The organism is Pseudomonas sp. DCB_BI (genome assembly GCF_026240995.1).
Classification (GTDB): domain Bacteria; phylum Pseudomonadota; class Gammaproteobacteria; order Pseudomonadales; family Pseudomonadaceae; genus Aquipseudomonas.
Genome location: NZ_JAPFCG010000008.1, coordinates 123,765 through 146,773 on the forward strand (window position 1 = coordinate 123,765; position 23,009 = coordinate 146,773).

Below are 23,009 nucleotides of genomic sequence, written 5' to 3' on the forward strand. Positions count from 1 at the left end.
CGCAGCTGAACCGCGAGGCAGGCGCCGCCGATATCAGACCGTCTAACCCGCGTTTTTTTGTTACCATCACCCCACTACGAGCGCACAGCGCCACAGCCAAGATGGAAACCGCCTGATGAGCCAACCCTTCGACGTCGCCGCCCTGGCCGCGACCTATGCCAACAAGTCCCCGCAGGACATTCTCAAGCTTGCCTTCGAGCACTTCGGTGATGACTTGTGGATCTCCTTCAGCGGCGCCGAGGACGTGGTGCTGGTTGACATGGCCTGGAAGCTGAACAAGCAGGTCAAGGTATTCAGCCTCGACACCGGCCGCCTGCACCCGGAGACCTACCGGTTCATCGACCAGGTTCGCGAGCAGTACAACCTGCCCATCGAAATCCTCAGCCCCGACCGCGCCAAGCTCGACCCGTTCGTCAAGGACAAGGGGCTGTTCAGCTTCTACAAGGACGGCCATGGCGAGTGCTGCGGCATCCGCAAGATCGAGCCATTGCGCCGCAAGCTGGCGACCGTGAGCGCCTGGGCCACCGGCCAGCGCCGCGACCAGAGCCCAGGCACCCGCAGCCAGGTGGCAGCACTTGAAATCGACAGCGCCTTCTCCACCCCCGAGCGCACGCTGTACAAGTTCAACCCGCTGGCGCAGATGAGCAGCGCAGAAGTGTGGGGTTATATCCGCATGCTGGAGCTGCCGTACAACAGCCTGCATGAGCGTGGTTTCATCAGCATCGGCTGCGAACCATGCACCCGCCCCGTGCTGCCGAACCAGCACGAGCGTGAAGGGCGTTGGTGGTGGGAAGAGTCGACGCAGAAGGAATGCGGGTTGCACGCAGGCAACTTGATCAGCAAAGCTTGAAAAACCCGGGGCCGCATAGCGGCCCCTTGCAATTGCGGATCAGTGCACCGGCAGCTCAACACCGGCAAACAGTTCTTCAAGCTCTTGCTTGTTGTGGCACTGAATGGCCTTGGCCATCACTTCGCGGGTGAGGTGCGGGGCAAATTTCTCGATGAAGTCGCACATGAACCCACGCAGGAAGGTGCCTCGACGGAAGCCGATCTTGGTAATGCTGGCCTCGAACAGCTCGCTCGCATCCAGTGCCACCAGGTCGCTGTCGAGCTTGGCGTCCACCGCCATGCCCGCGACGATACCCACGCCCAGCCCCAGGCGCACATAGGTCTTGATCACGTCGGCGTCGGCTGCAGTGAACACCACTTTCGGCGTGAGGCCACGATGGTTGAAGGCTTCGTCCAGCTTGGAGCGCCCGGTGAAACCGAACACATAGGTGACGATCGGGTATTCGGCAACGGCTTCCAGGGTGAGCTTTGGCAGCTTCGCCAACGGGTGACCTTGTGGCACCACCACACAACGGTTCCACTTGTAGCACGGCATCATGATCAGGTCGCCGAACAGCTCCAGCGCCTCGGTAGCGATGGCGAAATCGACCGTCCCGTCCGCGGCCATCTCGGCAATCTGCATGGGTGAACCCTGGTGCATGTGCAGCGACACTTCCGGGTACTGCTTGATGAAACTGCTGATCACCGGCGGCAAGGCATAGCGCGCCTGGGTATGGGTGGTGGCGATGGACAGCGTGCCCTTCTTCTCGTTGGAGAACTCCTGGGCAATCTGCTTGATGCTTTCGACCTTGCGCAGGATCTCGCCAGCGGTGTTGATGATGCGCTCGCCGGCCGGGGTAACGCGGGTCAGGTGCTTACCGCTGCGGGCAAAGACTTCAACACCCAGTTCATCTTCCAGCAGGCGGATCTGCTTGCTGATACCGGGCTGGGAGGTATACAGACTCTGAGCCGTCGCGGAGACGTTGAGGTCATGGTGCGCCACTTCCCAGATGTAGCGCAGTTGTTGAAGCTTCATAGGTTTCCCTCGGTTCAGCGATGAGTCCGCAGCAGTCAGGCAGCGACGATATATAACTATATTAGTGGTTCTGGAAATAAATCTAGAACAATTTTGTTACCTACCCCGGAAATGGCCTACGGCAACCTTCAGGATTTCCTACGCCCCAGATGCTGCGCCAACGGCACCATGTACACCGGTACCGGCGACAGCTGCAGCAGCCGCACTGCGGTGCGCCCCAGCGGTACATCCACGCCGGCGCCGGCGCTGTGGCTACCGAATATCAGCAGGTCGACACTTAACCGCTGCGCCTGATCCAGGATCACCTGCGCCGGGTCGCCCTGACGCACCCGCACGGCCTTTATCACCGCCAGGTCGGCCTCCTCGCCCAGCTCGTCGCGAAAGCTCTCCAGCACACGCTGTTCTATGTTGGCCATCACCGTGTTCACCCCCTGGCTGTGCAGCTGGTCCAGTGTCTGTTCATCGAGGTAGCTCTGCAGGAGTGACTCGGCGAACTGGCCCATCGGCTCCACCGCATGGATCACATACAATTCGGCGCCGAAAGTGCGCGCCAGGGCCAGCGCGTGTTGCATGACAAAAGGGGCGTAGACACCGAGGTCGGTGGCGTACAGCATGGAGCGGATCATTCGACCTCCTCGACTGCCGCAGCGGCAGAGCAAGCTTCAGCTTAGCAGCGCGCCAGACGCTCGCTTTGCCGTCTGGCGCACTACTGGCGCGGCCTGCAGACCAAGGCCGACCTCAGCGGCGGCGGTCGCCGCTGTCGATGAAACTCAGCGCCTGATGCAGCATCTGCATGCGCGGCAGGCTGCAGCCGGCGGCCATTGCCTGTGCCAGCGGCTCGGCATAGATGGCCTGCAGCTCCAGCGGGCGCTTGTGCACATGGTCGTGGTACATGCTTGGCCAGTAGTCAGGCATACGCTCTGTCACCTGGAACAGGTGCTCGGCGTAACCCTCGGGCAACACCTGGCCACACGCCGCCGCCCCCTGCACCACCTCGGCCATCAAGGCCTGGATCAGCTCGCGGCTGTGGCTGTCGGCCATCAGTGGCGTGGTACTGGCCCCCAGCAGCACCGACAGGCCGTTGTAGGGCACGTTCCATACCAGCTTTTGCCAGCGCGCCAGGGCCAGGTTCGGCATGGCCTGCGAATCGATACCTGCGGCCTGGAACAGGCCGGCTCCTTCACTGGCCAGGGCAGCCCCGCCGTCACTGGCCGGCCCGCTGTGATAGCCCAGATTGACCGCCCCCAACGCCTGGTGGCGGATCACACCCGGGGCCTGGCGATTGACGCAGATGAAACACAGCCCACCGAGCAGGTGCATATCGTTGCGCAAAGCTGGCCGCAGCTGTTCCTCCACACCCAGGCCGTTCTGCAGCAGCACGACCTTGGCGCCTGGTGCAGCCGCCTGGACGATCAGCGGCGCCAGCTGATCGTTGCTGGTGGCTTTGGCACCGATCAGCAGCCAGTCGCATGGCGGCATGTCGGCGACGTTGGCGTACGCCTGCACGTCCATCTGCATCGCGCCATGGACGGCACTGTCCAGCTTCAGCCCTTGCGCACGAACAGCCTGGTACTCGCTGCGCAACAGAAAATGCACGTCGAAACCGGCACGGGCCAGCATCAACCCGTAGAAGCCGCCGATGGCGCCGGTGCCAATGATGCCAATGCGGGGTGTGTGCGAATGCATGCTGATCTCCACTGGATAAATTCAGCGTTCTTTTTACACAGGTTGCGCAACACTGGGCAGCCCGTTCGCGCGCAGCGCCCCCCGAACGCGGAAAAACCCCACAATGACTGGGCCCAGCCCATTGTCGCGCCACCTGTAACGCGCTAAGGTTCGGCTCCCCGCTGCGATTATTCTTGCTGCTGGGCCGCACGGGGATAGTTGGCGGCCGGCACCCGTGACCTGACGAGTAACACGATGGCTGATTTACCGATCGATGACTTGAACGTTGCCTCCAACGAGACCCTGATCACCCCCGATCAGCTCAAGAAGGAAATCCCCCTCAGCGCCAAGGCCCTGCAGACCGTTACTGCCGGCCGTGAAGTGGTGCGCAATATTCTCGACGGCAAGGACCATCGCCTGTTCATCGTGGTTGGCCCTTGCTCCATCCACGACATCAAGGCCGCCCACGAGTACGCCGAGCGCCTGAAGGTGCTGGCCGAAGAAGTGTCCGATACGCTGTACCTGGTCATGCGTGTGTACTTCGAAAAACCGCGCACCACCGTCGGCTGGAAAGGCCTGATCAACGACCCCTACCTGGATGACTCGTTCAAGATCCAGGACGGCCTGCACATCGGCCGCCAGTTGCTGCTGGACCTGGCCGAAATGGGCCTGCCAACCGCCACCGAAGCACTCGACCCGATCTCCCCGCAGTACCTGCAGGACCTGATCAGCTGGTCGGCCATCGGCGCCCGCACCACCGAATCGCAAACCCACCGCGAAATGGCCTCGGGCCTGTCCTCGGCGGTCGGCTTCAAGAACGGCACCGACGGCGGCCTGACCGTTGCCATCAACGCCCTGCAGTCGGTGTCCAAGCCGCACCGCTTCCTGGGCATCAACCAGGAAGGCGGCGTGTCGATCGTCACCACCAAGGGCAACCCTTACGGCCACGTAGTACTGCGCGGCGGTAACGGCAAGCCGAACTACGACTCGGTCAGCGTCGCCTTGTGTGAACAGGACCTGGCGAAGGCCAAGATCAAGGCCAACATCATGGTCGATTGCAGCCACGCCAACTCCAACAAGGACCCGGCCCTGCAACCGCTGGTGATGGAGAACGTGGCCAACCAGATCCTCGAAGGCAACCAGTCGATCATCGGCCTGATGGTTGAAAGCCACCTGAACTGGGGCTGCCAGTCGATTCCGAAGAACCTGGAAGAGCTGCAATACGGCGTGTCGATTACCGATGCCTGCATCGACTGGTCGGCTACCGAAAAGACCTTGCGCAGCATGCGCGCCAAGCTGAAGGATGTGCTGCCGCAGCGGAAGCGCGGCTGATTTGGCGCAATAAAAAAGCGGGGCCGCACAGCGGCCCCGCTTTTTTTTAATACAGATTCAGGCCTTGCTCGAATGCCGCTGCTGGCGCTCCATGTAGCGTTCCACATACGAGCAGGACGGGATCACCGTGTAGCCCATCTGCTCAGCGTACTCCAGGGCCCGTTCGGTCAGCGCGGCAGCAATCCCGCGGCCACGCAGGGCGTTGGGCACGAAGGTGCGATAGATGTCCAGCGTCTGCTTGCCCAGGTCCATGTACGTCAGGTAGGCACGATGACCGTCCACGTTGGTCTCAAACTGATGACCGGCCTGGTCATGGTGGATGGTCAGCGCTTCGCTCATCACTACTCCTCGCAGGTCTTCTCGGCAGACCCATACCTTAACCGATGGTGGTTTATCCGGCACAGAACTGTCTGCGCCACCTGTTGCCCCTTCGACCTCTGGACGATTGCAATCGTTCGCGTCTTCTGGCACTCACAAGATAGTAGGCGCGGCAAGCAGGATTGCTCAAGGTGGCGACCGTTAAAAATGGCCAAAACGCTACCAGGGCGACTCTTCCCCTGCCCGCTCAATAGCCGCCGGATGTTCTAGGGCTTAAGACGCCCAAGGACAGTTAAAGTCACCCTTAGTTCAGCAAAAAAGTTCCTGTACTACAATCGCTTGCGAACCCTCCCCATTTTTTTCACAAGCACGTCACAAATCTTGTCGACCAGGCGTCAAGCAACATTTTTTTTGCAGTTCTTGCGCTCAGTCAGTTTACTTACTACAAGTAATGGGTACTATGTACGCCGGCCAGTTTCTCTTTTCCGAGAGATGGCTATTTAATAGAAAGTCCTTGAAGGGGAACACGATGAACAACGTTCTGAAATTCTCTGCTCTGGCTCTGGCCGCAGTTCTGGCTACCGGTTGCAGCAGCGTATCCAAAGAAACCGAAGCTCGTCTGACTGCGACTGAAGACGCAGCAGCTCGCGCTCAAGCTCGTGCCGATGAAGCCTACCGTAAGGCTGACGACGCACTGGCAGCCGCTCAGAAGGCTCAGCAGACCGCTGACGAAGCCAACGAGCGCGCCCTGCGTATGCTGGACAAAGCCAGCCGCAAGTAATAATCCTCACGGATTGTTAAGGAGCCGACCCACTTGTGGGTCGGCTTTTTTATTGCGCGCGAACAAAGCAGGCACGCCCGGCAGAAACGAAAAGGCCCGCACTAAGGCGGGCCGGGGTGTGTCGCAATTCGCTTACTGCAGTTCGGGCGGGATGCTCGACACCATCGGTGAACCACCCTGGTTCTCGACCGGAATGGCAATTTCTACCGGCATGCCATCTTCCGCAGCCACTACGTCACGCACCATGTCCCAGTTCATGCGCAGGTTATTGGCCAGGTCTTCCCGCTTGAGCAAGGCATTGATAACCGCGGTGTGCTTGTCGACGACCGACGGGTTACCCTGGTCATCCAGCGGCGTGTGCGCCTCAAGATAGACCTTGCCGGCACTGATACCGAACTTGTAAGGCTCGTTGATGATGCGCACCGGCGTACCCACCGGCACCATCTTCGACAGTTCCAGCACATTGTTGTTGAGCATGCGGAAACAACCGTGACTGGTACGCATGCCAATGCCGAACTTCTTGTTCGAACCGTGGATCAGGTAGCCCGGCACACCCAGGGTGAACTTGAACGGCCCCAGCGGGTTGTCCGGGCCGGCCGGCACTACGGTCGGCAGGATGTCACCGTCCGCCGCGTGTTCCTTGCGAATGGATGCGGGCGGGGTCCAGGTCGGGTTCGGCGTCTTGGCAGTGATCTTGGTGTTGGCAATCGGCGACCCCCAGCCCTCGCGCCCGATACCCAGCGGGAAGGTATGCACCACATTCTGCCCTTTCGGGAAGTAATACATGCGGTACTCAGCCAGGTTGATGACGATACCTTCACGCGGGCCGGGCGGGAGGATGTAGCGGGTCGGCAGGATGATCTCGGTGCCGGCACCCGGCAGCCAGGGGTCGACACCCGGGTTGGCGGCGATCATTTCCAGGTAGCCGAGGTCGTTGGCGGTGCCGATATCGGCGAACGTGTCCTCGTACTTTGCCTTGATCACTTGCACCTGGCCGACGATGTCTTCACCGGGCGGTGGCAGTGGCAGCTCCAGCGCAGCAGCGGGGCCCGCTACCAGCAGGGCGGCCAGGGACAGGCTACGGGTGACGGCAGGAAAGCGCGGCAACATCCGGTAAATCCTTCGAAAGATGGGTCAAGAGGAACGATTGTACACCCGCTCCGCTGCAAGCGGGAGGCATTGCCGCCGCGCAAGCGTTTCAGATGATGAAAGGTGGCTGCCGTTCAGCTGCCGTGCAGCTCTGGCCACACCGGGCGCATGCCGCGGCGCTGAGCATCGAGGATGGCGCGGCACAGGTCACACAGGCGGCCATCGCGGTAGATCGAGCGCGGCACCCCCGACCAGCGCGGCTGCGCTGGCAGCAAACCGCCGCACAGGGTACGGTCGACCGGCACGCCCAGCTCTAGCTGGCGGGCCACCAGGTGAACGCGAATTTCCTGGCAAGCGAACAGGTCGAGCTGCTCGTCAGGCTCGATCAGTTGGTAGGCATAAAGGGACCAGGCAGGGCGCGGCATCGGGGGCACTCGAAACGGGGGGCGCAACATTAGCGGAAAGCGGCCCCCGTTTAAAGCGTCACAGCAAGGGTTTTATTGCCGGCCAGGCATTTTCCAGCAGGCGCTCCTGGGCAGCCTGGGCCGGATGAATGCCGTCAGCCTGCATCAACTCAGGCACACCCCCTACCCCTTCAAGGAAAAACGGCACCAATGGCACCTGTTTGTCCGCTGCCAGCTGTTCATACACTTGGGCAAAAGCGCTGGTGTAACGCACACCATAATTGGGCGGCAGGCGCATACCCAACAGCACTACCTTGGCACCGGCCTGGCGCGCGCTTTCGATCATCGAGGCAAGATTTTGTTGCAATTGCGCCGGGGGCTGCCCGCGCAGGCCATCGTTACCGCCCAGCTCCAGTACCACCAGGCTCGGCTTGTGCGCTGCAAGCAGCGCCGGCAGCCGCGCCTGGCCACCTGCGCTAGTGTCGCCGCTGATAGACGCATTCACCACTTTGTCGTCGAAACCTTCCTCCCTGAGCCGGGTCTGCAACAGAGACACCCAACCCTGGCGGGTATCCAGGCCGAAACCGGCGCTGATACTATCGCCAACAACCAGCAGTGTTCCCGCCGCCGCGCTCTGGGCCAGGCAATACAGGGCCAGACCGGCACTCAACCACCACACTCGCATCGGATTCTCCATGGGCCCCAGCATTCTCGTTGCGCAGAACCTTAGCAAAGTGGTCCCCAGTGCGGAAGGTGACCTGACGATCCTCCACGCGCTCTCACTTGACCTGGCCCAGGGCGACAGCCTGGCCATCGTCGGCGCCTCGGGCTCGGGCAAGTCGACCCTGCTCGGCCTGCTCGCCGGCCTCGACCAGCCCAGCGCCGGCAAAGTCATCCTCGCCGGCCACGACCTGGGGCCGCTGGACGAAGACCAGCGCGCCCGGGTGCGCGCCGAACATGTGGGTTTCGTGTTCCAGTCGTTCCAGTTGCTCGACAGCCTCAATGCCCTGGAAAACGTGATGCTGCCCCTGGAGCTGGACGGCCGCCGAGATGCCCGCGAGCACGCGCGCACCCTGCTGGAACGAGTCGGCCTGGGCAAGCGCCTGAGCCACACCCCGCGCCAGCTCTCAGGCGGCGAACAGCAGCGGGTGGCCATCGCCCGCGCGTTTGCCGCGCAGCCAGCGGTGCTGTTCGCCGACGAACCCACCGGAAACCTCGACAGCCACACCGGCGAGCGCATCAGCGACCTGTTGTTCGACCTGAACAAGGAGCGTGGTACCACGCTGGTACTGGTCACCCATGACGAGCGCCTGGCGCGCCGCTGCCGTCGCCATATCCGTCTGGACGCGGGCCGCCTTGTGGCGCCGGTGGAGGCCTGATGACCCACATGCCGCTGTCCCGCCTGTGCGGCCTGGCGCTGCGCCAATTACTGCGCGACATTCGCGCCAGCGAAGTACGCGTGCTGTTCTTCGCCCTGCTGGTGGCGGTAGCGGCCAGTACTGCCATCGGCTATTTCGGCGCCCGCCTCAACGGCGCCATGCAACTGCGTGCCAGCGAATTCCTCGGCGCCGACCTGGTACTGCAGGGCAGTGCCCCGGCCCGCGAGCAACAGCTTGCTGCTGGCAAGACGCTGGGCTTGCGCCATGCCCAGGTGGTCGAGTTCACCAGCGTGGTCGGCGGTGACAACGGCATCCAGCTGTCCAGCGTCAAGGCGGCTGACGGCGCCTACCCGCTGCGCGGGCAAGTACGTAGCGCCCCCGCACCCTATGCCGAAGAAACCCCAGGCGGCGGCCCGGCGCCTGGCGAGGCATGGGTCGAGCCACGTCTGCTGACTGCATTGGGGCTGTCGATCGGCGACAGCATCGACGTCGGCATGAAAACCTTGCGCATGAGCCGCGTGCTCACCTATGAACCGGACCGCGCCAACAATTTCTACAGCCTTACCCCACGGGTGATGATCAACCTGGCCGACCTGCAAGCCACCGGCGTGATCCAGCCGGGCAGCCGGGTGACCTACCGTGACCTGTGGCGGGGCGATAGCGAGGCACTGGCACAATACCGCCAGGCCGTGGAAAAGGACCTGGCCGCCAACCAGCGCCTGCGCGACACCCGCGATGGCAACCAGCAGATCGGCGGCGCCCTGGGCAAGGCCGAACGCTACCTGAACATGGCCAGCCTGGTGGCCGTGCTGCTGGCCGGCGTTGCCGTCGCCCTGTCGGCCAGCCGCTACGCAGCGCGCCGCCTGGACGCCAGCGCCCTGCTGCGCTGCCTGGGGCTGTCGCGTCGCCAGGCCCTTGGCCTGTATTGCTTGCAACTGGCCATGCTGGGCCTGGTCGCCGCGCTGGCTGGCGCCTTGCTCGGCTGGCTGGCCCAGCTGGGCCTGTTCCGCCTGCTGCAGGGCCTGCTGCCCAGCGTGGTACCTGCTGGCGGCGTGGTGCCAGCGCTGGCGGGCATCGCCACCGGGCTGGTGGCGCTGGCCGGTTTCGCCCTGCCGCCGATCGCGGCCTTGGGCCAGGTGCCGCCACTGAGGGTTTTGCGCCGCGACCTGCTGCCGATCCCCCCGAGCAGCTGGCTGGTGTACGGCGCCGCCTTGCTGGCGCTGGGGCTGATCATGTGGCGACTGAGCCTCGACCTGCTGCTCACATTCGCCCTGCTCGGTGGTGGCCTGGTTGCTGCGTTGCTGCTCGGCGGCCTGCTGTTGCTGGGCTTGCGCAGCCTGCGCCAACTACTGGCCGGGGCCCCACTCACCTGGCGCCTGGGGCTGGGGCAGCTGCTGCGCCACCCTACGGCTGCGGCCGGCCAAGCCCTGGCCTTCGGCCTGATCCTGCTGGCCATGGCCCTGGTCGCCCTGCTGCGCGCAGAATTGCTCGACACCTGGCAAGCGCAACTGCCCAAGGATGCGCCCAACCATTTCGCCCTGAACATCCTGCCGGATGACCGCGAGCCCTTCGCCCAGCACCTGCAGCAGGTCAACGCCACCGCGGCGCCGCTATACCCGGTAACGCCCGGGCGCCTGGTGCAGGTCAACCAACAACCTGTACAGCAGATCGTCAGCAAGGATTCGGCCGGCGAGCGCGCCGTCCAGCGCGACCTCAGCCTGACCTGGGCCGCCGAATTGCCCGAGGGCAATGCCTTAACCGCCGGCAACTGGTGGCAAGCGCTACCCGGCGACACTGAAGTACCCGGCGTGTCGGTGGAGGCAGAACTGGCCAAAAGCCTGAAGCTGCACATGGGCGACCTGCTCACTTTCGATATCGGCGGCCAGCAGCGCCAGGCCAGGGTCAGCAGCCTGCGCAGCGTGCACTGGGACAGTTTCCAGCCGAACTTCTACATGATCTTCCAGCCCGGCACGCTGCAGGGGCTGCCGACTACCTACCTGACCAGCTTCTACCTGGCACCCGGGCATGATCTGGATGTGGTAGCGCTGTCGCGGGCATTCCCGGCCGTGACCATCCTGCAGGTGGATGCCTTGCTCGACCAACTGCGCAGCATCCTCGCCCAGGTGACCCTGGCAGTGGAATATGTACTGCTGTTCGTGCTGGCGGCCGGGCTGGCGGTGCTGTTCGCCGGCTTGCAGGCGACGCTGGACGAGCGCATCCGCCAAGGTGCCCTGCTGCGGGCGCTGGGGGCGGCGCGGCCACTGCTGGTCAGGGCGCGGCGGATCGAGTTTGGTCTGCTTGGCGCAGCCAGCGGGCTTCTGGCGGCCGTGGGGTGTGAGCTGATTACCCTGGTGCTTTACCGCTATGCCTTCGATTTGCAGTGGAGTCCGCATCCGTGGTTGCTGGTGCTGCCATTGGCGGGGGCGCTAGTGGTGGGTGGTGCCGGCGTGCTGGGCACCCGACGAGCGCTGAATGCCAGCCCTCTGGCGGTGCTGCGAGAGGGTTGAGGCCGTCACAGGCGTTATCGACTCACTGGGCGTAAGTGATGCTGTTCACATACCAGGTCGCTTCACCGGTAGGCGTGTGCACCACCACCTCATCGCCCTCCTCCTTCTTTAGCAAGGCGCGGGCCATGGGTGAATCGATCGAGATGTAGTCATTGCGCCCGTAGATTTCGTCATAACCGACGATGCGAAACTTCATGGTCTCGCCGTCGTCGTTCTCGATCTCGACCCAGGCACCAAAAAAAACCTTGCCCTCCTGCTGCGGCGAGTAGGCCACCACCTTCACATCTTCAAGACGCTTGCGCAGATAACGGACCCGGCGATCGATTTCGCGCAACAGCTTCTTGTTGTACTGGTAGTCAGCGTTCTCGCTACGGTCACCCAGCGACGCCGCCCAGGCGACCTTCTGGGTGATTTCCGGGCGATACACCCGCCATAGATGATCCAGCTCTTTTTTCAGCGCCTCATGGCCTTCCGTGGTGATGATATTGGTGCTCAACGGGCGCTCCTCAGCGGCGGGTAATGAGGCCCTGGCGCGCGACACGGGTAAGGTGGCCGATGACCGCGGCGGCCTCGTCCGACGACGGTGCCTGGATCACGGCCAGATCGAACCGGTCGTTGCCATATTGCGCGAGGTGGCAGCCGGTATCGGCGAACTGGATCAGAAAGGCACGCGCCTGCCCCTTGCGACGGGACAGGCCTTCGAGGTGACGCAAAAGAGTGGGCTGATGCTGGCCGCCGAGCAGGATGCGCGGTGTACGGGAAGCCTGAAATGCAGGCAAAGGGCTCAAACAGACACTGGTACGTGGGCAACTCATGGAGCTTCTCTCCGCCTCGCGAATCCCGCTGGGCAGCGGTGGGAGGCGTCACCGAACCAGCGCTTTAGCGGTATTTCGGATAACCCGGAGGTGGGTTTTCCTGCGCCCCGCAAGTAGCTGTTTAAATCGGCGCAGGCGGTATGCTAGAGCTACTAGCGGCAAGATACAAGCCTCAATCGGCTCCAGGCTTGTATCTTGCCTTAGGCGGCGTATCAGCGGGCTATCAGGCGGTCCAGCGAGAAGCGGCCAGCGCCTTCGATCATGACGGCAACAGTGCCGCCCAGAAGCGCCAGGGCGAATTCATAACCATTGTTCGACATGAACAGGCCATTGCCGATGTGGACCGAGAAGATCGCCACCACCAGGGTCACCGTCAGCGCCAGGGCTGCCGGCCGGGCGAGCAGACCGACCACCAGGGCCAGGCCACCGAAGAATTCCGCGCTACCAGACAGCAGGGCCATCAGGTAACCCGGTGCCAGGCCGATGCTTTCCATCCACTGGCCGGTGCCTTCCAGGCCATAGCCGCCGAACAGGCCGAACAGTTTTTGCGCACCGTGCGCCATGAAGATGATGCCAACCAGGATGCGGATAACGCTGAGGCCAGCGCCAGCGCGGGTGGAAAACAGGGCATTGAGGGTGGTGGTGTTCATGTCGAAGCGTCCTTGAGCGGAGAAGTTGTGTTGGAATGGGCGCCATCATAATCAATTCAATAGATATGAAAATCGCAAAAAACCCAACATAACAATCGATAAAATCGATTTGTCAGCGCTTGGCCACACGCTCCAGCACCGCACGCTCGCGGTTGAACGCCAGGTAGTACTTGTTGACGCTGTTGACAAAGTTGACCGGCCCCATGCCCACCTGCTCCATGGCAATGCGCTCGGTCTGGAAGAACCACTGGTTGCCGTTGAGGCCACGACGCCGGGCCTCGGCGCGCATGGCCTGGACCCGTTCAGGGCCGAGATTGTAGGCTGCCAGTACAAAAGCCATGCGCTCACGCTCGTTGATCTTGGCGCTGGCAAAGAACTTGCGCCGTATCAGCGCCAGGTAGCGGGCACTGGCCTGGACATTGCCATCCACCGTGGCGGTGTTGCTCACCCCCACGCGCTGGGCCGCCGAGGGGGTGATCTGCATCAGGCCATGGGCGCCGCCAGCGCCACGTGCGGCCGGGTTGAGCGTGGACTCCTTGAAGGCCAGCGCGGCCAGGTTGAGCCAGTCTATCTGTTGCGCCTGGCCATGCTTCTGCAGCACTGCCCGCACCGACACCAGGCGCTGGCGGTCCTTGCCGGCCAAGGGGTTGTGTACCCGATACTGGCGCCGGTAGATGCGCTCGAACGCGGCATCCTGGTTGTCAGGCGCGCGGTAGCCTTTCAGGAAGTGGTCGACCGTGGCCAGCAATTGCGGCGCATCACGCCCCACGTACCAGCGCATGGCTTGCGGCGCCCCCAGGTGCACCCGGCTGTGCAGGCGCAGGCGTGGCATCACACGCGCCCAGCGCCGGGCAATCGGCTGCTCGACCACCGTCAGGTGATAGATACCGGCCTGCACCATTTCCAGCACATCCTCCACTGCCAGCGTCGAGTCGACCCACTCCACCTTGATCGGCGGCCGCTTGCGCAAGGCCAATTGCTGATTGGCCTGTAGAATCAACGGCCCGGCAGCACTGGCACTGGTCAATGCCACCGTGCGCCCGGACAGCTGCTCGACCTTGCTGAAGCTACGCTCGCCCTTGCGCCCCACCAGCACCAAGGGGACCTGGTCGAGTATCGGGGCAGTGCTACTGACGCCGCGTACGGTACCGGGGTCAAGCAGCTCGCCTGGCGCGGCCAGGTCACCCTCGCCACGTGCGAGCGCCCCCAGCAGCTGCTCCTTGGCCCGCGGGATGAGCTTGAGCTGGATTTGCTGGTCATCGGCGCTGCGAGCGTTCAGGTAATGCTCAAGGGCACGCAGGCGATAGTATTCAATGCCTACCGGCTCGCCCTTGACCTCCCCAGAGCTGTTGCGGCTCTGGTTGACCAGCACGCGCAGTACCTTGCTGGTGCGGATCTGCTGCAGGTCACGGACCTTGGCAGGCGGAATATTCTGTTGCGGCCCGGGCGCTTGAGCGAAGGCCAGGCCCGACAAGGCCAGCCCGAACATCAGCAGGAATGTGAGCCAGAATCGCGGCATGCGAAAACGTGTCCATGGTCGGTGGGCGGCATCCATGGGTTGCACCGCCACGTGATAAATGACGGCAAAAGACCACGGTAACAGCATGAAGTTCTTGGTTTTTTCAGAAAAACCCGGTTTTTGTTATGCTGGCCGCCCCGCGGCACGAGACAACACCATGCAACTGATCGATATCGGCGTCAACCTGACCAATAGCAGTTTCCACGACCAACAGGCAGCCATCGTCGAGCGCGCCATCGAGGCGGGCGTGACGCAAATGGTGCTGACGGGCACCAGTTTGGCGGTCAGCGAACAGGCACTGGAGCTGTGCCAGCAACTGGATGCCAGCGGCGCGCACCTGTTCGCCACCGCAGGTGTGCACCCCCACGATGCCAAGGACTGGGATGCCGGCAGTGAACGCCAGCTACGTCAACTCCTGGCCGAGCCGCGGGTGCGTGCGGTGGGCGAATGTGGCCTGGATTTCAACCGCGACTTCTCCCCTCGCCCTCTGCAGGAAAAAGCCCTGGAAGCCCAATTGGCGTTGGCCGCCGAACTGCACCTGCCGGTGTTTCTGCATGAACGTGATGCCAGCGAGCGCTTGCTGGCGATCCTCAAGGATTACCGCGACCACCTACCGGCAGCAGTGGTGCACTGCTTTACCGGCGAGCGCGACGCGCTGTTCGCCTACCTGGACATGGACCTGCACATCGGCATCACCGGCTGGATCTGCGACGAACGCCGGGGTACCCACCTGCACCCATTGGTGGGCAACATTGCCGAAGGCCGGCTGATGCTGGAGAGCGATGCGCCATACCTGCTACCGCGCAGCCTGCGGCCAAAGCCAAAGAGCGGGCGCAACGAACCGGCGTTCTTGCCGGAGGTGCTGCGTGAAGTAGCCCTGCATCGGGGTGAGCCGGCCGAGCATACGGCGGCACACACCACCGCGACGGCGCGGGCTTTTTTCCAGCTCCCTTGAACCTGTAACTCCCGAATCGTCAGCATGCCCGCAGCCACAGTACACCGCCGCTGCCAAGGCTTGCCGGCGACAGAGCCATACAGACAGCAGGATTTCTTTGATACACATCAACAACACCCATGGGTTGCGCGGTCACAATGATGGCACCTTGCCAATATTGTTTACGCTCAACTCAGAGAAGACCTGCCCATGGGTGCCTGGCTTAGCAATGTTTCCCTGAAGTACAAATTCTGGGCCGTCAACGCGGTGGCCTTTGTCACGACCTTGCTATTGGTGCTTTATGCCGTGCACCTGGAGCAATCCGCCCGTGCCGAGGCGGCACAGGCACAGGCCGCCGCACAAGCCCAGCTGTTGGCCGCCTGGCCAGCCGGGCAGCCACTGCCACGCCCGGCGAACGTCATCGACTGGTCAGCAGGGCAAACGCCAACCTTTGCCGGCGAAGCGCTGGATGGCCTGCGCGGCGCCGAAGGCTGGGTCGACCTGCCAAGCGCGTGGATCCTTGGCGACAACCCGCTGCGTGGTGCACAGGTGCTCAGCGTCGGCGATCAGCACATGGCCGTACTGGCGCAGTCGCCAAGCCTGAGGCAGGTTTTCTTCGAACGTTTCAGCAGTTACGCAGTTTGCGTGCTGATTCTGATGCTGGCCATGCTCGGCGCCTCGCAACTGCTGATCCGGTTCCTGCTCAGCCAGCTCAACACCCTCAAGGATGTGATGTTGCACGTGGAAAAAACCGGCGACCTGGCCGCCCGCGTACCGCTGGCCTGTGGTGACGAGGTCGGCCAGATGGCCGGCGCCTTCAACGCCATGCAGGCCACCTACCACCGCGTGGTCAGCACCGTCGCCCACACGGCTGCACAGCTGGACTCGGGCGCTGCGCGCCTGGCCGCCAGCATGAGCGACGTGCGCCACGGCATGCTCGGGCAGCAAAGCGAGACCGACCAGGCCGCTACCGCCATCAACCAGATGTCGGCGACCGTGCACCACATCGCCCAGCATGCTGGCGCCACCCGCGACCTGTCACAGACCGCCGACACCTTGGCCGGCAGTGGCAAGGACGTGGTCAGCCGCGTGCAGGCGTCGATCTCCGGGCTATCCAGCGGTGTGCAGCAAACGGCCGAGATGATTCGCCAGCTGGCCGAAGACAGCCAGAAGATCAACGGCGTGGTCGGCGTAATCCACAGCATCGCCGAGCAGACCAACCTGCTGGCACTCAACGCCGCCATCGAAGCGGCGCGCGCTGGCGACCTGGGCCGGGGGTTTGCCGTGGTTGCCGATGAGGTGCGCAACCTGGCCAAGCGCGTGCAAACCTCCACTGACGAGATCACGACCATGGTCTCGGCCCTGCAGTCGGGCACCCGCGACGCAGTGGAGTTCATGCAGGAAAGCTCTTACAAGGCTGACGACTGCGTGCGCCAGGCACAGGAAGCCGGTGAGGCGCTGGCCGAAATTACCGGGGCCGTCGCGCAGATGCGCGAAAGCAATACCCAGATTGCCGTGGCAGCCGAGCAGCAAAGCCAGGTGGCCGAGGAAATGAATCGCGCGGTGGTGAGCATCCGCGACGTCACCGAGCAAACTGTGCAGCAAACCGTGGGTTCGGCAACCACCAGCAGCGAACTGGCGACCCTGGCCGGCGAGCTGAACAAGGCCATCGGCCAGCTCAAGCTATAGTCATCATAGCCAGCCTCGATTGGCCCCCTGAGGGGGGCCGCACTAAGCTTTGGGCATGACGATGAGGAAATGCCCATGAGCAAACGCCTGCCCAACCTGCCCGCCTGGCAATGGCGCGGCTATCATCATAACCACCGCCACCCGGCCAACCTGGTGTTGCACCTGATTGCCGTGCCGTTGTTCATCCTCGGCGCACTACTGGTGTTGTCCGGCCTGTTTGGCCTTGATCTGGGCCAGATCGCGGTGGGTGTCATCTCCGTGCTTGCCGGCCTGGGCCTCCAGCGCCAGGGTCACCGCCTGGAAGCCGAACAGCCCGAGCCATTCGCCAACCGCCAGGATGCCGTAAAGCGGCTGCTGACCGAACAATTCATCACCTTTCCGCGGTTTGTCCTGAGCGGGGCCTGGTGGAGAGCCTGGCGGGAGCGGAACAAGCACCGGCACTGAACGGCATTGCGTCGGTAAAGAATCGCGCAGCGCTCCCAAGGCCTATCAGGCAAACACGGTCACAGTCTGTCGGCTCAGGGCCAACAATTCCCCGTGCGCCGTCCACAGCGCCGCAGCGGCATGCCCGTAACCGTCCCTGGCATGCTCTGTCTCTACGCAATACCGGCACCAGTCCATCGTCGACAGCTTGGCCGTTGGCTGGATAAATTCAATGGTCCAGGTCAATGTACTGCCCGCAGCGGGCTGCTTGAGAAACGGCATCAGGCTCGGCGGCCAGGCATCGACCAAGGCAAGCAAGTGCGCTTCGTTCACTTGCTCTACGGCAACATCCCGCAGGCGCACCCAACCGCCCATCTTGCGCGACTGATTGCCAGTGAAAGGCAACCCGCCCACTGCCCAGCGCAAGGCTACATGGCGCATGAATTCCGGGGTCACGCCCTTGATATAGGGCAGTTCGGGGGCCGCGTCTTCGAGCGCCTTCATGTCCATCGCCGGTAAAGCCGGCACCTCTACTGCCGAAGGCCGCCCCGCACCGAAGTTGCCTTGCACCAGCGTTACCACCTGGCCCTCCTGAACGGCACGGCCCAGCAAGGTACTGACCGCTTTACCCTCGCGCAGCACCTCGACCTCGAAACGGATGGGCACATCCGCAGCGGCCGGTGCCACGAAGCTGATGGCCAGCGAACGCACCGGGCGGCTATCGGTGAGTTTCAGCCGCATGGCCTCATACACCATGGCCGCCATCAACCCGCCAAAGGCAGCGCGCCCCTGCGCCCAGCTTGGCGGAACACTGACGGCATCGGGGTTGGCCCGTACGGCGTCGAGCAGTTGGTTGAAATTCATGGAGCGGCTCCTGCCTACAACGAAAAGGTCTGCCCATCCTAGCCAGCAAACCCCGGGGGATCAGCCCGCATTTCGGTCATTTTTCGGGCTAGCGCCTTGCCAGCGCCCGCTGCAGGGCATCCAGGGTTACATCTGACTTCTGCTCGGCCTCGTGCAGCTCCCGCTCCCAGTCGACCTTGCAATGCGCCAGGTCGGCCTGTTCACGCGCCTGCAGCAACCACTGCAACCGATCATGCCAGTCGCCCAGGTCGCCCTGGGCCTTTTTCAGCAGGCGTTGCAGTTTCTTACCGGCGTGATCGAGTTGCGGGTAGGCCTCGTCGCCATAGCGCGCACGCTTGATCAGCAAGCGCAGGCGGTGGCGGTCGTGGGCGGGGTCCAGCAAGGCGTTGCGCAACTTGCGCCATTGCTTGACCAGGCGCTTGTCGATGCGCCTGTCCAGCGACTTGACCAGGCCTTCACGGCCAGCTGCGCGCAGAAACAGCGGGAAGGCATCGACTATCGCCAGCACCCTCGCCAGCTGCGGGCTGGCAGCGACACTGGCGAAAACCCTGCCACGCCCTTCCAGACGACGCTGCCCAGCGTCGCCGTGACCGCGAGCCAGCAGTTCGGCCGCCAATACTTCACGGTCACGCAAGGGGGTGGTCAGGGTCCCCAACGAGCCCGCGGCATCCTCAAGCTGCTCCACGCCCGGCAGCCCGCGCAGTGGCCGCAGCAGGCTGCGCAGGCGGCGCACCGCGATGCGCAGGTCGTGCAAGGCCTCGCTGTCGGTATCGGCCGCCAGGCGCTCGCGACAGGCCAGCAAACGCACCTGCAAAACCAGGATCTGGGCAACCACGTGGTCAAGCATCGCGGACATGAAACGCTCCTTGGTTAGCGCCCGGCGCGGGACTCACGGATATAGAAGCGCGCCTTCTCGGCTTTGTTGGTACAGCTCTCGTAACCTTCGAACTGCTGTTGGGTCTTGGCTCCGGTCAACAGCGACAGGGCCTTGGAGTAGCTGACGGCACCGGCAAAGCCTTCAGCCTTGGCCAGGTCCAGCTCCTTCCAGGCGGCATCCAGTTGGGTCGCGCAACTGTCACGGTAGGCCGTTTTGCCCGCACACCCGGCAAGAGCCAGGGCAAACAGTGGAAGGCAGATCCAGGCTTTCATCAGTAATACCTCAAAGGTGTAAAGAACAATGGCATTTCGACGCTCCGGCAATGGAAAAGTGCCGCGCGCAGCCGCTTCGTTTGCCGGCATTATTACACTAGCTCAGCGCGATCTACATTGAAGCACAGGCAGCGATAGGTGCATTGTAGGACCATGGTGACACTGAACGGGGAATGTTCATGAGTAAACGTGTGGCACTGGTACTGGGATCGGGTGGAGCACGGGGGTATGCGCACATTGGCGTGATCGAGGAAATCGAGCGCCGTGGCTACGACATCGCCTGCGTGGCAGGCTGCTCCATGGGCGCAGTGATTGGCGGCATTTACGCTGCCGGCAAGCTCGACGAATACCGCAACTGGATCGAAAGCCTGGATTACCTGGATGTGTTGCGCCTGGTCGACGTCAGTTTTCGCCTCGGCGCGATACGCGGCGACAAGGTGTTTGGGCAAATCCGCAAGATCGTGGGCGAGATCAACATCGAGCAACTGCGCATTCCCTACACGGCGGTCGCCGCCGACCTTACCAACCAGCAGGAAATCTGGTTCCAGGAGGGCTGCCTGCACCAGGCCATGCGCGCTTCGGCGGCCATCCCCAGCCTGTTCACGCCCGTGATGCAGGGCAACCGCATGCTGGTCGATGGCGGCATCCTCAACCCGCTGCCGATCGTGCCGGTGGTCTCCAGCCATTGCGATCTCATTATTGCGGTCAACCTCAATGCCACCAACCAGAAGCAGTACCAGTTGCCGGTGATCGAACGCCCGGCCGCGTTCAAGATGCGCTTCGACGCCTTGCTCAGTTCGCTGGGCTCACGCTTGCCTTTCCGGCGCAAGCCAGCGGAGGAGCTGATCCGTATCGAACAGGAAATCGTCGCCGAAGGGCTGGCGCCACCAAGCCCATGGCTGAACGATGCCCCCGACCCGGAAGGCCAGCAACCAGCAGCGGCACCGGAGCGCGAGGGCGCGCCGAAATCGGCCACGGGTTCGTTCATCATCGACAACGTGGGCCCTGCTTCGCTGCTGGACTTGATCAACCAGAGCTTCGAAGTCATGCAGACTTCGTTGGCGCAGTACAAGATCGCTGGTTATCCACCGGATGTGCTGATCAACGTGCCCAAGCGGGTGTGCCGGTTTTTCGAGTTCTACAAAGCGCCGGAGCTGATCGCTTTGGGGCGGGAGATTGCGCGGGATACGCTGGACAGCTATGAAGGGGTGAAGCGCTGACGAACTGTCGCCGAGCACCGGCAACACAAATGAAACAGGCCGCACGAGGCGGCCTGTTTGTCATGCAGCGATCACTTTAGTAACGCGTGATGTCCGCATTGGCTTCCAACTGCTTGCGGAAGGCGGCAAAGTCCTGCTGGCCAGCACGCGAGGCGAGGTAGCGGCGGATCTGCTGCTTCTCTTCGTCGGTGGCAGCAGCCCCATCGTTGACACCCTTGAGCTGCAGCACCACCAAGCTGCCGTCACCCAGCACGACGCTGCCATACACCGGCTTATCCTTGGCTTGGGGCTTGCCCAGACGGAACAGCGCCTGGAGTTCGGCCGGGTCGATGCCATCCTCTCCACGGGTAACTGCTTCGTAGGCTTTCCACGCCTGCCCTTCGTGCACGCCGCCAGCGGCGATGGAGCCGTCACGCAGGCCTGCGATCAGCTTGTCCGCCTTGGTCTTGAGTTCGGCTGTCGCCTTCTCCTTGGCCAGGTGCTCACGGATATTCTGAGCTACGGCTTCCAGCGGCAGTTGTTCTGGCTTGCGGTGCTCCTTGACGCGCAGCACCACGGTGGTTTCCGGGTCGAGCTCGATGGCGGTGCTGTTGGCACCCTCATCCAGCACTTCTTCGGAGAACGCAGCCTGCACCACTGAGCGGTTGGCAGTGATGCCTTCACCACCCTCGCGGCCGAAGGCGGCAGAGGTGTGTACCTTGAGGTTCAGGTCCTGGGCCGGCTGGGCCAGGTCGGAAGCCTCGTAGGCCGCATCCTGCAGCTGCTTGCTGGCATCGACGTAACGCTGCTCTACCAACGGGGTCTTCAGGTCACGGGTCAGCTTGTCCTTCAAGCTGGCAAAGCTCGGTACTTCAGGTGCTTCCACGCCCAACAGCTTGATCAGGTGATAGCCGAACTCGGTGCGCACGGGCGCCGATACCTGGCCATCCTGCAGCTTGTACAGCGCCTCCTCGAAGGCCGGGTCGTAGACGCCCGGGCCAGCAAAGCCGAGGTCACCACCGTTGTTGGCCGAGCCCGGGTCCTGGGAGAATTCCTTGGCCAGTGCGGCAAAGTCCTCACCCTTGGCCAGGCGTTGCTCAATCTCCTCGGCACGGGCCTTGGCCTGGACATCGGTGACCTTGTCGTTCACCTCGATGAGGATGTGCGCGGCATGGCGCTGCTCGGCGAGGTTGGCGATCTCCTTCTCGTACTGAGCCTTGAGTTCTTCGTCGGTCACCTTGACCTGGTCGAAGAACGCCGACTTCTTGAGCTCGATGTAGTCGATCACCACCTGATCAGGCGACATGAACTCCTTGGCGTGCTGGTCGTAGTGCGCCTTGACTTCATCGTCGCTGACCTTGACCGCAGCCGGATCGGCCTTGAAGGTCAGGGAAGCGAAGTCGCGGGTCTGTTTCTCCAGGCGGGCGAAGGCATCGACCTGCTGGTCGGTGACAAAGCTGCTGCCGGCCAGGCCGGTGCGCAGCTGGCCGATGAGCATTTCTTCGGCGAGCATGTCGCGGAACTGCATGCGACCGTAGCCCATCTGGCGGATGACCTGGTCAAAACGGTCGGCACTGAACTTGCCGTCCACCTGGAACTCCGGCGTCTGCAGAATGACCTGATCCAGTGCGGCGTCGGAGAAGGCGAATTTGGCATCCTCGGCACCCTGCAGCAGCAGTTTGCGGCTGATCAGCCCCTTGAGCGCCTCTTCGCGCAGCAATTTGTCATCCAGCAAAGCCGGGTCGAAATCCTTGCCCAACTGTTGCACCAGTTGGCGGCGCTGCATGTCGGCCGCCTGGCTCAGCTCGTTCTGGCTGATAGTCTGGCCGTTTACCTTGGCAGCGTCCTGGCTATGGGTGGCGGCCTGGAAAATAGCTTCGAAGCCGGTCAATGCCATCAACACGACGATAAGGCCGATGATGGTCTTGGCAATCCAACCTTGTGAATTGTCCCTGATATTTTGCAGCATGCGTCCCCCAGAAACGGCTGTACCACTGCGTCGACAACCGCGGAGCGTGGGTAGAATCCTGATAAAAGAAAGGCGCATCCGAGGATGCGCCTTTGCTTAGCAAACGTGTCAGGCGGGAACGTTTGCGCCCCGCCATCACCGTGCTCGGACCAGGCCTGGCCGGGTCCGGCTGAAAGACGACTTAGTTGACGGCGTCTTTCAGGCCTTTACCTGCCTTGAAACCTGGAACCTTGGCGGCTTCGATCTTGATTGCCTTACCGGTTTGTGGGTTGCGGCCAGTGCGCTCGGCACGCTCTTTGACCGAGAAGGTACCGAAGCCAACCAGTACCACATCGTCACCTTGCTTCAGGGCGCCGGTGACGGATTCGATTACTGCGTCCAGCGCACGGCCGGCTACAGCTTTCGGGATGTCAGCAGATGCGGCGATAGCGTCAATCAGTTCCGACTTGTTCACTCTAA

Annotated in this window: 25 protein-coding genes; 9 read left to right on the forward strand and 16 right to left on the reverse strand. The window is 62.8% G+C overall.

Annotated features, from left to right (window positions below; translation table 11 throughout):
- The first annotated feature begins 115 nt into the window (after nucleotides 1-115).
- Entirely contained in the window at nucleotides 116-850 is a 735-nt protein-coding gene (locus OO258_RS10895) for a phosphoadenylyl-sulfate reductase (protein ID WP_110745006.1), read from the forward strand.
- 39 nt (nucleotides 851-889) lie between these two features.
- Here OO258_RS10895 and cysB read toward each other — a convergent pair whose 3' ends face one another.
- From cysB to OO258_RS10910, 3 genes are all read right to left on the reverse strand, one after another.
- Nucleotides 890-1,864, reverse strand: a complete 975-nt coding sequence (gene cysB, locus OO258_RS10900; protein ID WP_061203019.1) for an HTH-type transcriptional regulator CysB — start codon at nucleotides 1,862-1,864, stop codon at nucleotides 890-892.
- A gap of 128 nt (nucleotides 1,865-1,992) precedes the next feature.
- Nucleotides 1,993-2,490, reverse strand: a complete 498-nt coding sequence (locus tag OO258_RS10905; protein WP_110745005.1) for a universal stress protein — start codon at nucleotides 2,488-2,490, stop codon at nucleotides 1,993-1,995.
- Nucleotides 2,491-2,602: 112 nt separating this feature from the next.
- On the reverse strand, nucleotides 2,603-3,550 hold the full coding sequence (locus tag OO258_RS10910) for a putative 2-dehydropantoate 2-reductase (protein WP_266030347.1): 948 nt from the start codon (nucleotides 3,548-3,550) through the stop codon (nucleotides 2,603-2,605).
- A 234-nt stretch (nucleotides 3,551-3,784) separates the two neighbouring features.
- Between OO258_RS10910 and OO258_RS10915 the strand changes: the two genes are divergently transcribed.
- Entirely contained in the window at nucleotides 3,785-4,861 is a 1,077-nt protein-coding gene (locus tag OO258_RS10915) for a 3-deoxy-7-phosphoheptulonate synthase (RefSeq protein WP_266030349.1), read from the forward strand.
- Between the two features lie 57 nt (nucleotides 4,862-4,918).
- Here the strand turns inward: OO258_RS10915 and OO258_RS10920 are convergent, their stop codons facing one another.
- Entirely contained in the window at nucleotides 4,919-5,200 is a 282-nt protein-coding gene (locus tag OO258_RS10920; protein WP_003250290.1) for a GNAT family N-acetyltransferase, read from the reverse strand.
- A gap of 508 nt (nucleotides 5,201-5,708) precedes the next feature.
- On the opposite strand from OO258_RS10920, the gene oprI reads away from it, so the two are divergent.
- Nucleotides 5,709-5,960: an outer membrane lipoprotei OprI gene (gene oprI, locus OO258_RS10925; protein ID WP_003259780.1), complete on the forward strand. Its 252-nt coding sequence runs from the start codon at nucleotides 5,709-5,711 to the stop codon at nucleotides 5,958-5,960.
- A 132-nt stretch (nucleotides 5,961-6,092) separates the two neighbouring features.
- Here oprI and OO258_RS10930 read toward each other — a convergent pair whose 3' ends face one another.
- The 3 genes from OO258_RS10930 to OO258_RS10940 all read right to left on the reverse strand — a co-directional run bounded on the left by OO258_RS10930 (nucleotide 6,093) and on the right by OO258_RS10940 (nucleotide 8,138).
- Entirely contained in the window at nucleotides 6,093-7,070 is a 978-nt protein-coding gene (locus OO258_RS10930; protein WP_110745002.1) for a L,D-transpeptidase family protein, read from the reverse strand.
- A gap of 113 nt (nucleotides 7,071-7,183) precedes the next feature.
- Nucleotides 7,184-7,474: a hypothetical protein gene (locus OO258_RS10935; protein WP_110745001.1), complete on the reverse strand. Its 291-nt coding sequence runs from the start codon at nucleotides 7,472-7,474 to the stop codon at nucleotides 7,184-7,186.
- Nucleotides 7,475-7,532: 58 nt separating this feature from the next.
- The gene (locus OO258_RS10940) at nucleotides 7,533-8,138 is read right to left on the reverse strand and encodes an arylesterase (RefSeq protein WP_266030352.1); all 606 of its coding nucleotides are present in this window, start codon (nucleotides 8,136-8,138) and stop codon (nucleotides 7,533-7,535) included.
- Between the two features lie 10 nt (nucleotides 8,139-8,148).
- On the opposite strand from OO258_RS10940, the gene OO258_RS10945 reads away from it, so the two are divergent.
- On the forward strand, nucleotides 8,149-8,832 hold the full coding sequence (locus OO258_RS10945; protein WP_266030354.1) for an ABC transporter ATP-binding protein: 684 nt from the start codon (nucleotides 8,149-8,151) through the stop codon (nucleotides 8,830-8,832).
- Nucleotides 8,832-11,339 (forward strand): ABC transporter permease, encoded by a 2,508-nt coding sequence (locus OO258_RS10950; RefSeq protein ID WP_266030356.1) that lies wholly within the window; start codon nucleotides 8,832-8,834, stop codon nucleotides 11,337-11,339. Before OO258_RS10945 ends, OO258_RS10950 begins: the two co-directional genes overlap by 1 nt.
- Before the next feature lie 22 nt (nucleotides 11,340-11,361).
- On the opposite strand, the gene greB is transcribed toward OO258_RS10950, so the two are convergent.
- From greB to OO258_RS10970, 4 genes are all read right to left on the reverse strand, one after another.
- Nucleotides 11,362-11,835 (reverse strand): transcription elongation factor GreB, encoded by a 474-nt coding sequence (gene greB, locus OO258_RS10955; protein ID WP_266030358.1) that lies wholly within the window; start codon nucleotides 11,833-11,835, stop codon nucleotides 11,362-11,364.
- Nucleotides 11,836-11,845: 10 nt separating this feature from the next.
- Nucleotides 11,846-12,154 carry a hypothetical protein gene (locus tag OO258_RS10960; protein ID WP_266030359.1) on the reverse strand — a complete coding sequence of 103 codons (309 nt, stop codon included), beginning with the start codon at nucleotides 12,152-12,154 and terminating at the stop codon, nucleotides 11,846-11,848.
- Between the two features lie 212 nt (nucleotides 12,155-12,366).
- Complete coding sequence (locus tag OO258_RS10965; protein WP_266030360.1) at nucleotides 12,367-12,804, reverse strand: DoxX family protein; 438 nt, start codon at nucleotides 12,802-12,804, stop codon at nucleotides 12,367-12,369.
- 112 nt (nucleotides 12,805-12,916) lie between these two features.
- Complete coding sequence (locus tag OO258_RS10970) at nucleotides 12,917-14,323, reverse strand: transglycosylase SLT domain-containing protein (protein ID WP_266030362.1); 1,407 nt, start codon at nucleotides 14,321-14,323, stop codon at nucleotides 12,917-12,919.
- Between the two features lie 157 nt (nucleotides 14,324-14,480).
- Here OO258_RS10970 and OO258_RS10975 point away from each other — a divergent pair, with 157 nt between their 5' ends.
- The 3 genes from OO258_RS10975 (at nucleotide 14,481) to OO258_RS10985 (ending at nucleotide 17,390) form a co-directional block, all read left to right on the forward strand.
- Entirely contained in the window at nucleotides 14,481-15,278 is a 798-nt protein-coding gene (locus tag OO258_RS10975) for a TatD family hydrolase (RefSeq protein WP_266030364.1), read from the forward strand.
- A gap of 189 nt (nucleotides 15,279-15,467) precedes the next feature.
- A complete protein-coding gene (locus OO258_RS10980) occupies nucleotides 15,468-16,946 on the forward strand; it encodes a methyl-accepting chemotaxis protein (RefSeq protein WP_266030366.1) in 1,479 nt (492 codons plus the stop codon).
- A 75-nt stretch (nucleotides 16,947-17,021) separates the two neighbouring features.
- Entirely contained in the window at nucleotides 17,022-17,390 is a 369-nt protein-coding gene (locus OO258_RS10985) for an Mpo1-like protein (protein ID WP_266030367.1), read from the forward strand.
- Between the two features lie 45 nt (nucleotides 17,391-17,435).
- On the opposite strand, the gene OO258_RS10990 is transcribed toward OO258_RS10985, so the two are convergent.
- The 3 genes from OO258_RS10990 to OO258_RS11000 form a co-directional block, all read right to left on the reverse strand.
- A complete protein-coding gene (locus tag OO258_RS10990; protein ID WP_266030369.1) occupies nucleotides 17,436-18,233 on the reverse strand; it encodes an acyl-CoA thioesterase in 798 nt (265 codons plus the stop codon).
- Between the two features lie 88 nt (nucleotides 18,234-18,321).
- A complete protein-coding gene (locus OO258_RS10995; RefSeq protein WP_266030371.1) occupies nucleotides 18,322-19,089 on the reverse strand; it encodes a CHAD domain-containing protein in 768 nt (255 codons plus the stop codon).
- 14 nt (nucleotides 19,090-19,103) lie between these two features.
- Nucleotides 19,104-19,382, reverse strand: coding sequence for a hypothetical protein (locus OO258_RS11000; RefSeq protein ID WP_110744988.1), 279 nt, complete (start codon nucleotides 19,380-19,382; stop codon nucleotides 19,104-19,106).
- Between the two features lie 179 nt (nucleotides 19,383-19,561).
- On the opposite strand from OO258_RS11000, the gene OO258_RS11005 reads away from it, so the two are divergent.
- Complete coding sequence (locus tag OO258_RS11005) at nucleotides 19,562-20,602, forward strand: patatin-like phospholipase family protein (RefSeq protein ID WP_110745084.1); 1,041 nt, start codon at nucleotides 19,562-19,564, stop codon at nucleotides 20,600-20,602.
- A 76-nt stretch (nucleotides 20,603-20,678) separates the two neighbouring features.
- Here the strand turns inward: OO258_RS11005 and OO258_RS11010 are convergent, their stop codons facing one another.
- Together OO258_RS11010 and hupB are read right to left on the reverse strand one after the other, a co-directional pair.
- Entirely contained in the window at nucleotides 20,679-22,550 is a 1,872-nt protein-coding gene (locus OO258_RS11010) for a SurA N-terminal domain-containing protein (protein WP_266030372.1), read from the reverse strand.
- Between the two features lie 181 nt (nucleotides 22,551-22,731).
- Nucleotides 22,732-23,004: a nucleoid-associated protein HU-beta gene (gene hupB / locus OO258_RS11015; protein ID WP_003250246.1), complete on the reverse strand. Its 273-nt coding sequence runs from the start codon at nucleotides 23,002-23,004 to the stop codon at nucleotides 22,732-22,734.
- Nucleotides 23,005-23,009 lie beyond the last annotated feature (5 nt).

Bases quoted from the DNA above. Each gene is read 5' to 3' on its own strand.
- oprI (WP_003259780.1), top strand. From the start codon at position 5,709: ATGAACAACGTTCTGAAATTCTCTGCTCTGGCTCTGGCCGCAGTTCTG.
- OO258_RS10985 (WP_266030367.1), top strand. From the start codon at position 17,022: ATGAGCAAACGCCTGCCCAACCTGCCCGCCTGGCAATGGCGCGGCTAT.
- cysB (WP_061203019.1), bottom strand. From the start codon at position 1,864: ATGAAGCTTCAACAACTGCGCTACATCTGGGAAGTGGCGCACCATGAC.
- OO258_RS10960 (WP_266030359.1), bottom strand. From the start codon at position 12,154: ATGAGTTGCCCACGTACCAGTGTCTGTTTGAGCCCTTTGCCTGCATTT.
- OO258_RS10905 (WP_110745005.1), bottom strand. From the start codon at position 2,490: ATGATCCGCTCCATGCTGTACGCCACCGACCTCGGTGTCTACGCCCCT.
- OO258_RS10940 (WP_266030352.1), bottom strand. From the start codon at position 8,138: ATGCGAGTGTGGTGGTTGAGTGCCGGTCTGGCCCTGTATTGCCTGGCC.
- OO258_RS10950 (WP_266030356.1), top strand. From the start codon at position 8,832: ATGACCCACATGCCGCTGTCCCGCCTGTGCGGCCTGGCGCTGCGCCAA.
- OO258_RS10930 (WP_110745002.1), bottom strand. From the start codon at position 7,070: ATGTTGCCGCGCTTTCCTGCCGTCACCCGTAGCCTGTCCCTGGCCGCC.
- OO258_RS10920 (WP_003250290.1), bottom strand. From the start codon at position 5,200: ATGAGCGAAGCGCTGACCATCCACCATGACCAGGCCGGTCATCAGTTT.
- OO258_RS10975 (WP_266030364.1), top strand. From the start codon at position 14,481: ATGCAACTGATCGATATCGGCGTCAACCTGACCAATAGCAGTTTCCAC.
- OO258_RS11005 (WP_110745084.1), top strand. From the start codon at position 19,562: ATGAGTAAACGTGTGGCACTGGTACTGGGATCGGGTGGAGCACGGGGG.
- OO258_RS11000 (WP_110744988.1), bottom strand. From the start codon at position 19,382: ATGAAAGCCTGGATCTGCCTTCCACTGTTTGCCCTGGCTCTTGCCGGG.
- OO258_RS10910 (WP_266030347.1), bottom strand. From the start codon at position 3,550: ATGCATTCGCACACACCCCGCATTGGCATCATTGGCACCGGCGCCATC.
- OO258_RS10915 (WP_266030349.1), top strand. From the start codon at position 3,785: ATGGCTGATTTACCGATCGATGACTTGAACGTTGCCTCCAACGAGACC.
- OO258_RS11010 (WP_266030372.1), bottom strand. From the start codon at position 22,550: ATGCTGCAAAATATCAGGGACAATTCACAAGGTTGGATTGCCAAGACC.
- OO258_RS10965 (WP_266030360.1), bottom strand. From the start codon at position 12,804: ATGAACACCACCACCCTCAATGCCCTGTTTTCCACCCGCGCTGGCGCT.
- OO258_RS10895 (WP_110745006.1), top strand. From the start codon at position 116: ATGAGCCAACCCTTCGACGTCGCCGCCCTGGCCGCGACCTATGCCAAC.
- OO258_RS10935 (WP_110745001.1), bottom strand. From the start codon at position 7,474: ATGCCGCGCCCTGCCTGGTCCCTTTATGCCTACCAACTGATCGAGCCT.
- OO258_RS10995 (WP_266030371.1), bottom strand. From the start codon at position 19,089: ATGTCCGCGATGCTTGACCACGTGGTTGCCCAGATCCTGGTTTTGCAG.
- OO258_RS10980 (WP_266030366.1), top strand. From the start codon at position 15,468: ATGGGTGCCTGGCTTAGCAATGTTTCCCTGAAGTACAAATTCTGGGCC.
- OO258_RS10970 (WP_266030362.1), bottom strand. From the start codon at position 14,323: ATGCCGCGATTCTGGCTCACATTCCTGCTGATGTTCGGGCTGGCCTTG.
- OO258_RS10945 (WP_266030354.1), top strand. From the start codon at position 8,149: ATGGGCCCCAGCATTCTCGTTGCGCAGAACCTTAGCAAAGTGGTCCCC.
- OO258_RS10990 (WP_266030369.1), bottom strand. From the start codon at position 18,233: ATGAATTTCAACCAACTGCTCGACGCCGTACGGGCCAACCCCGATGCC.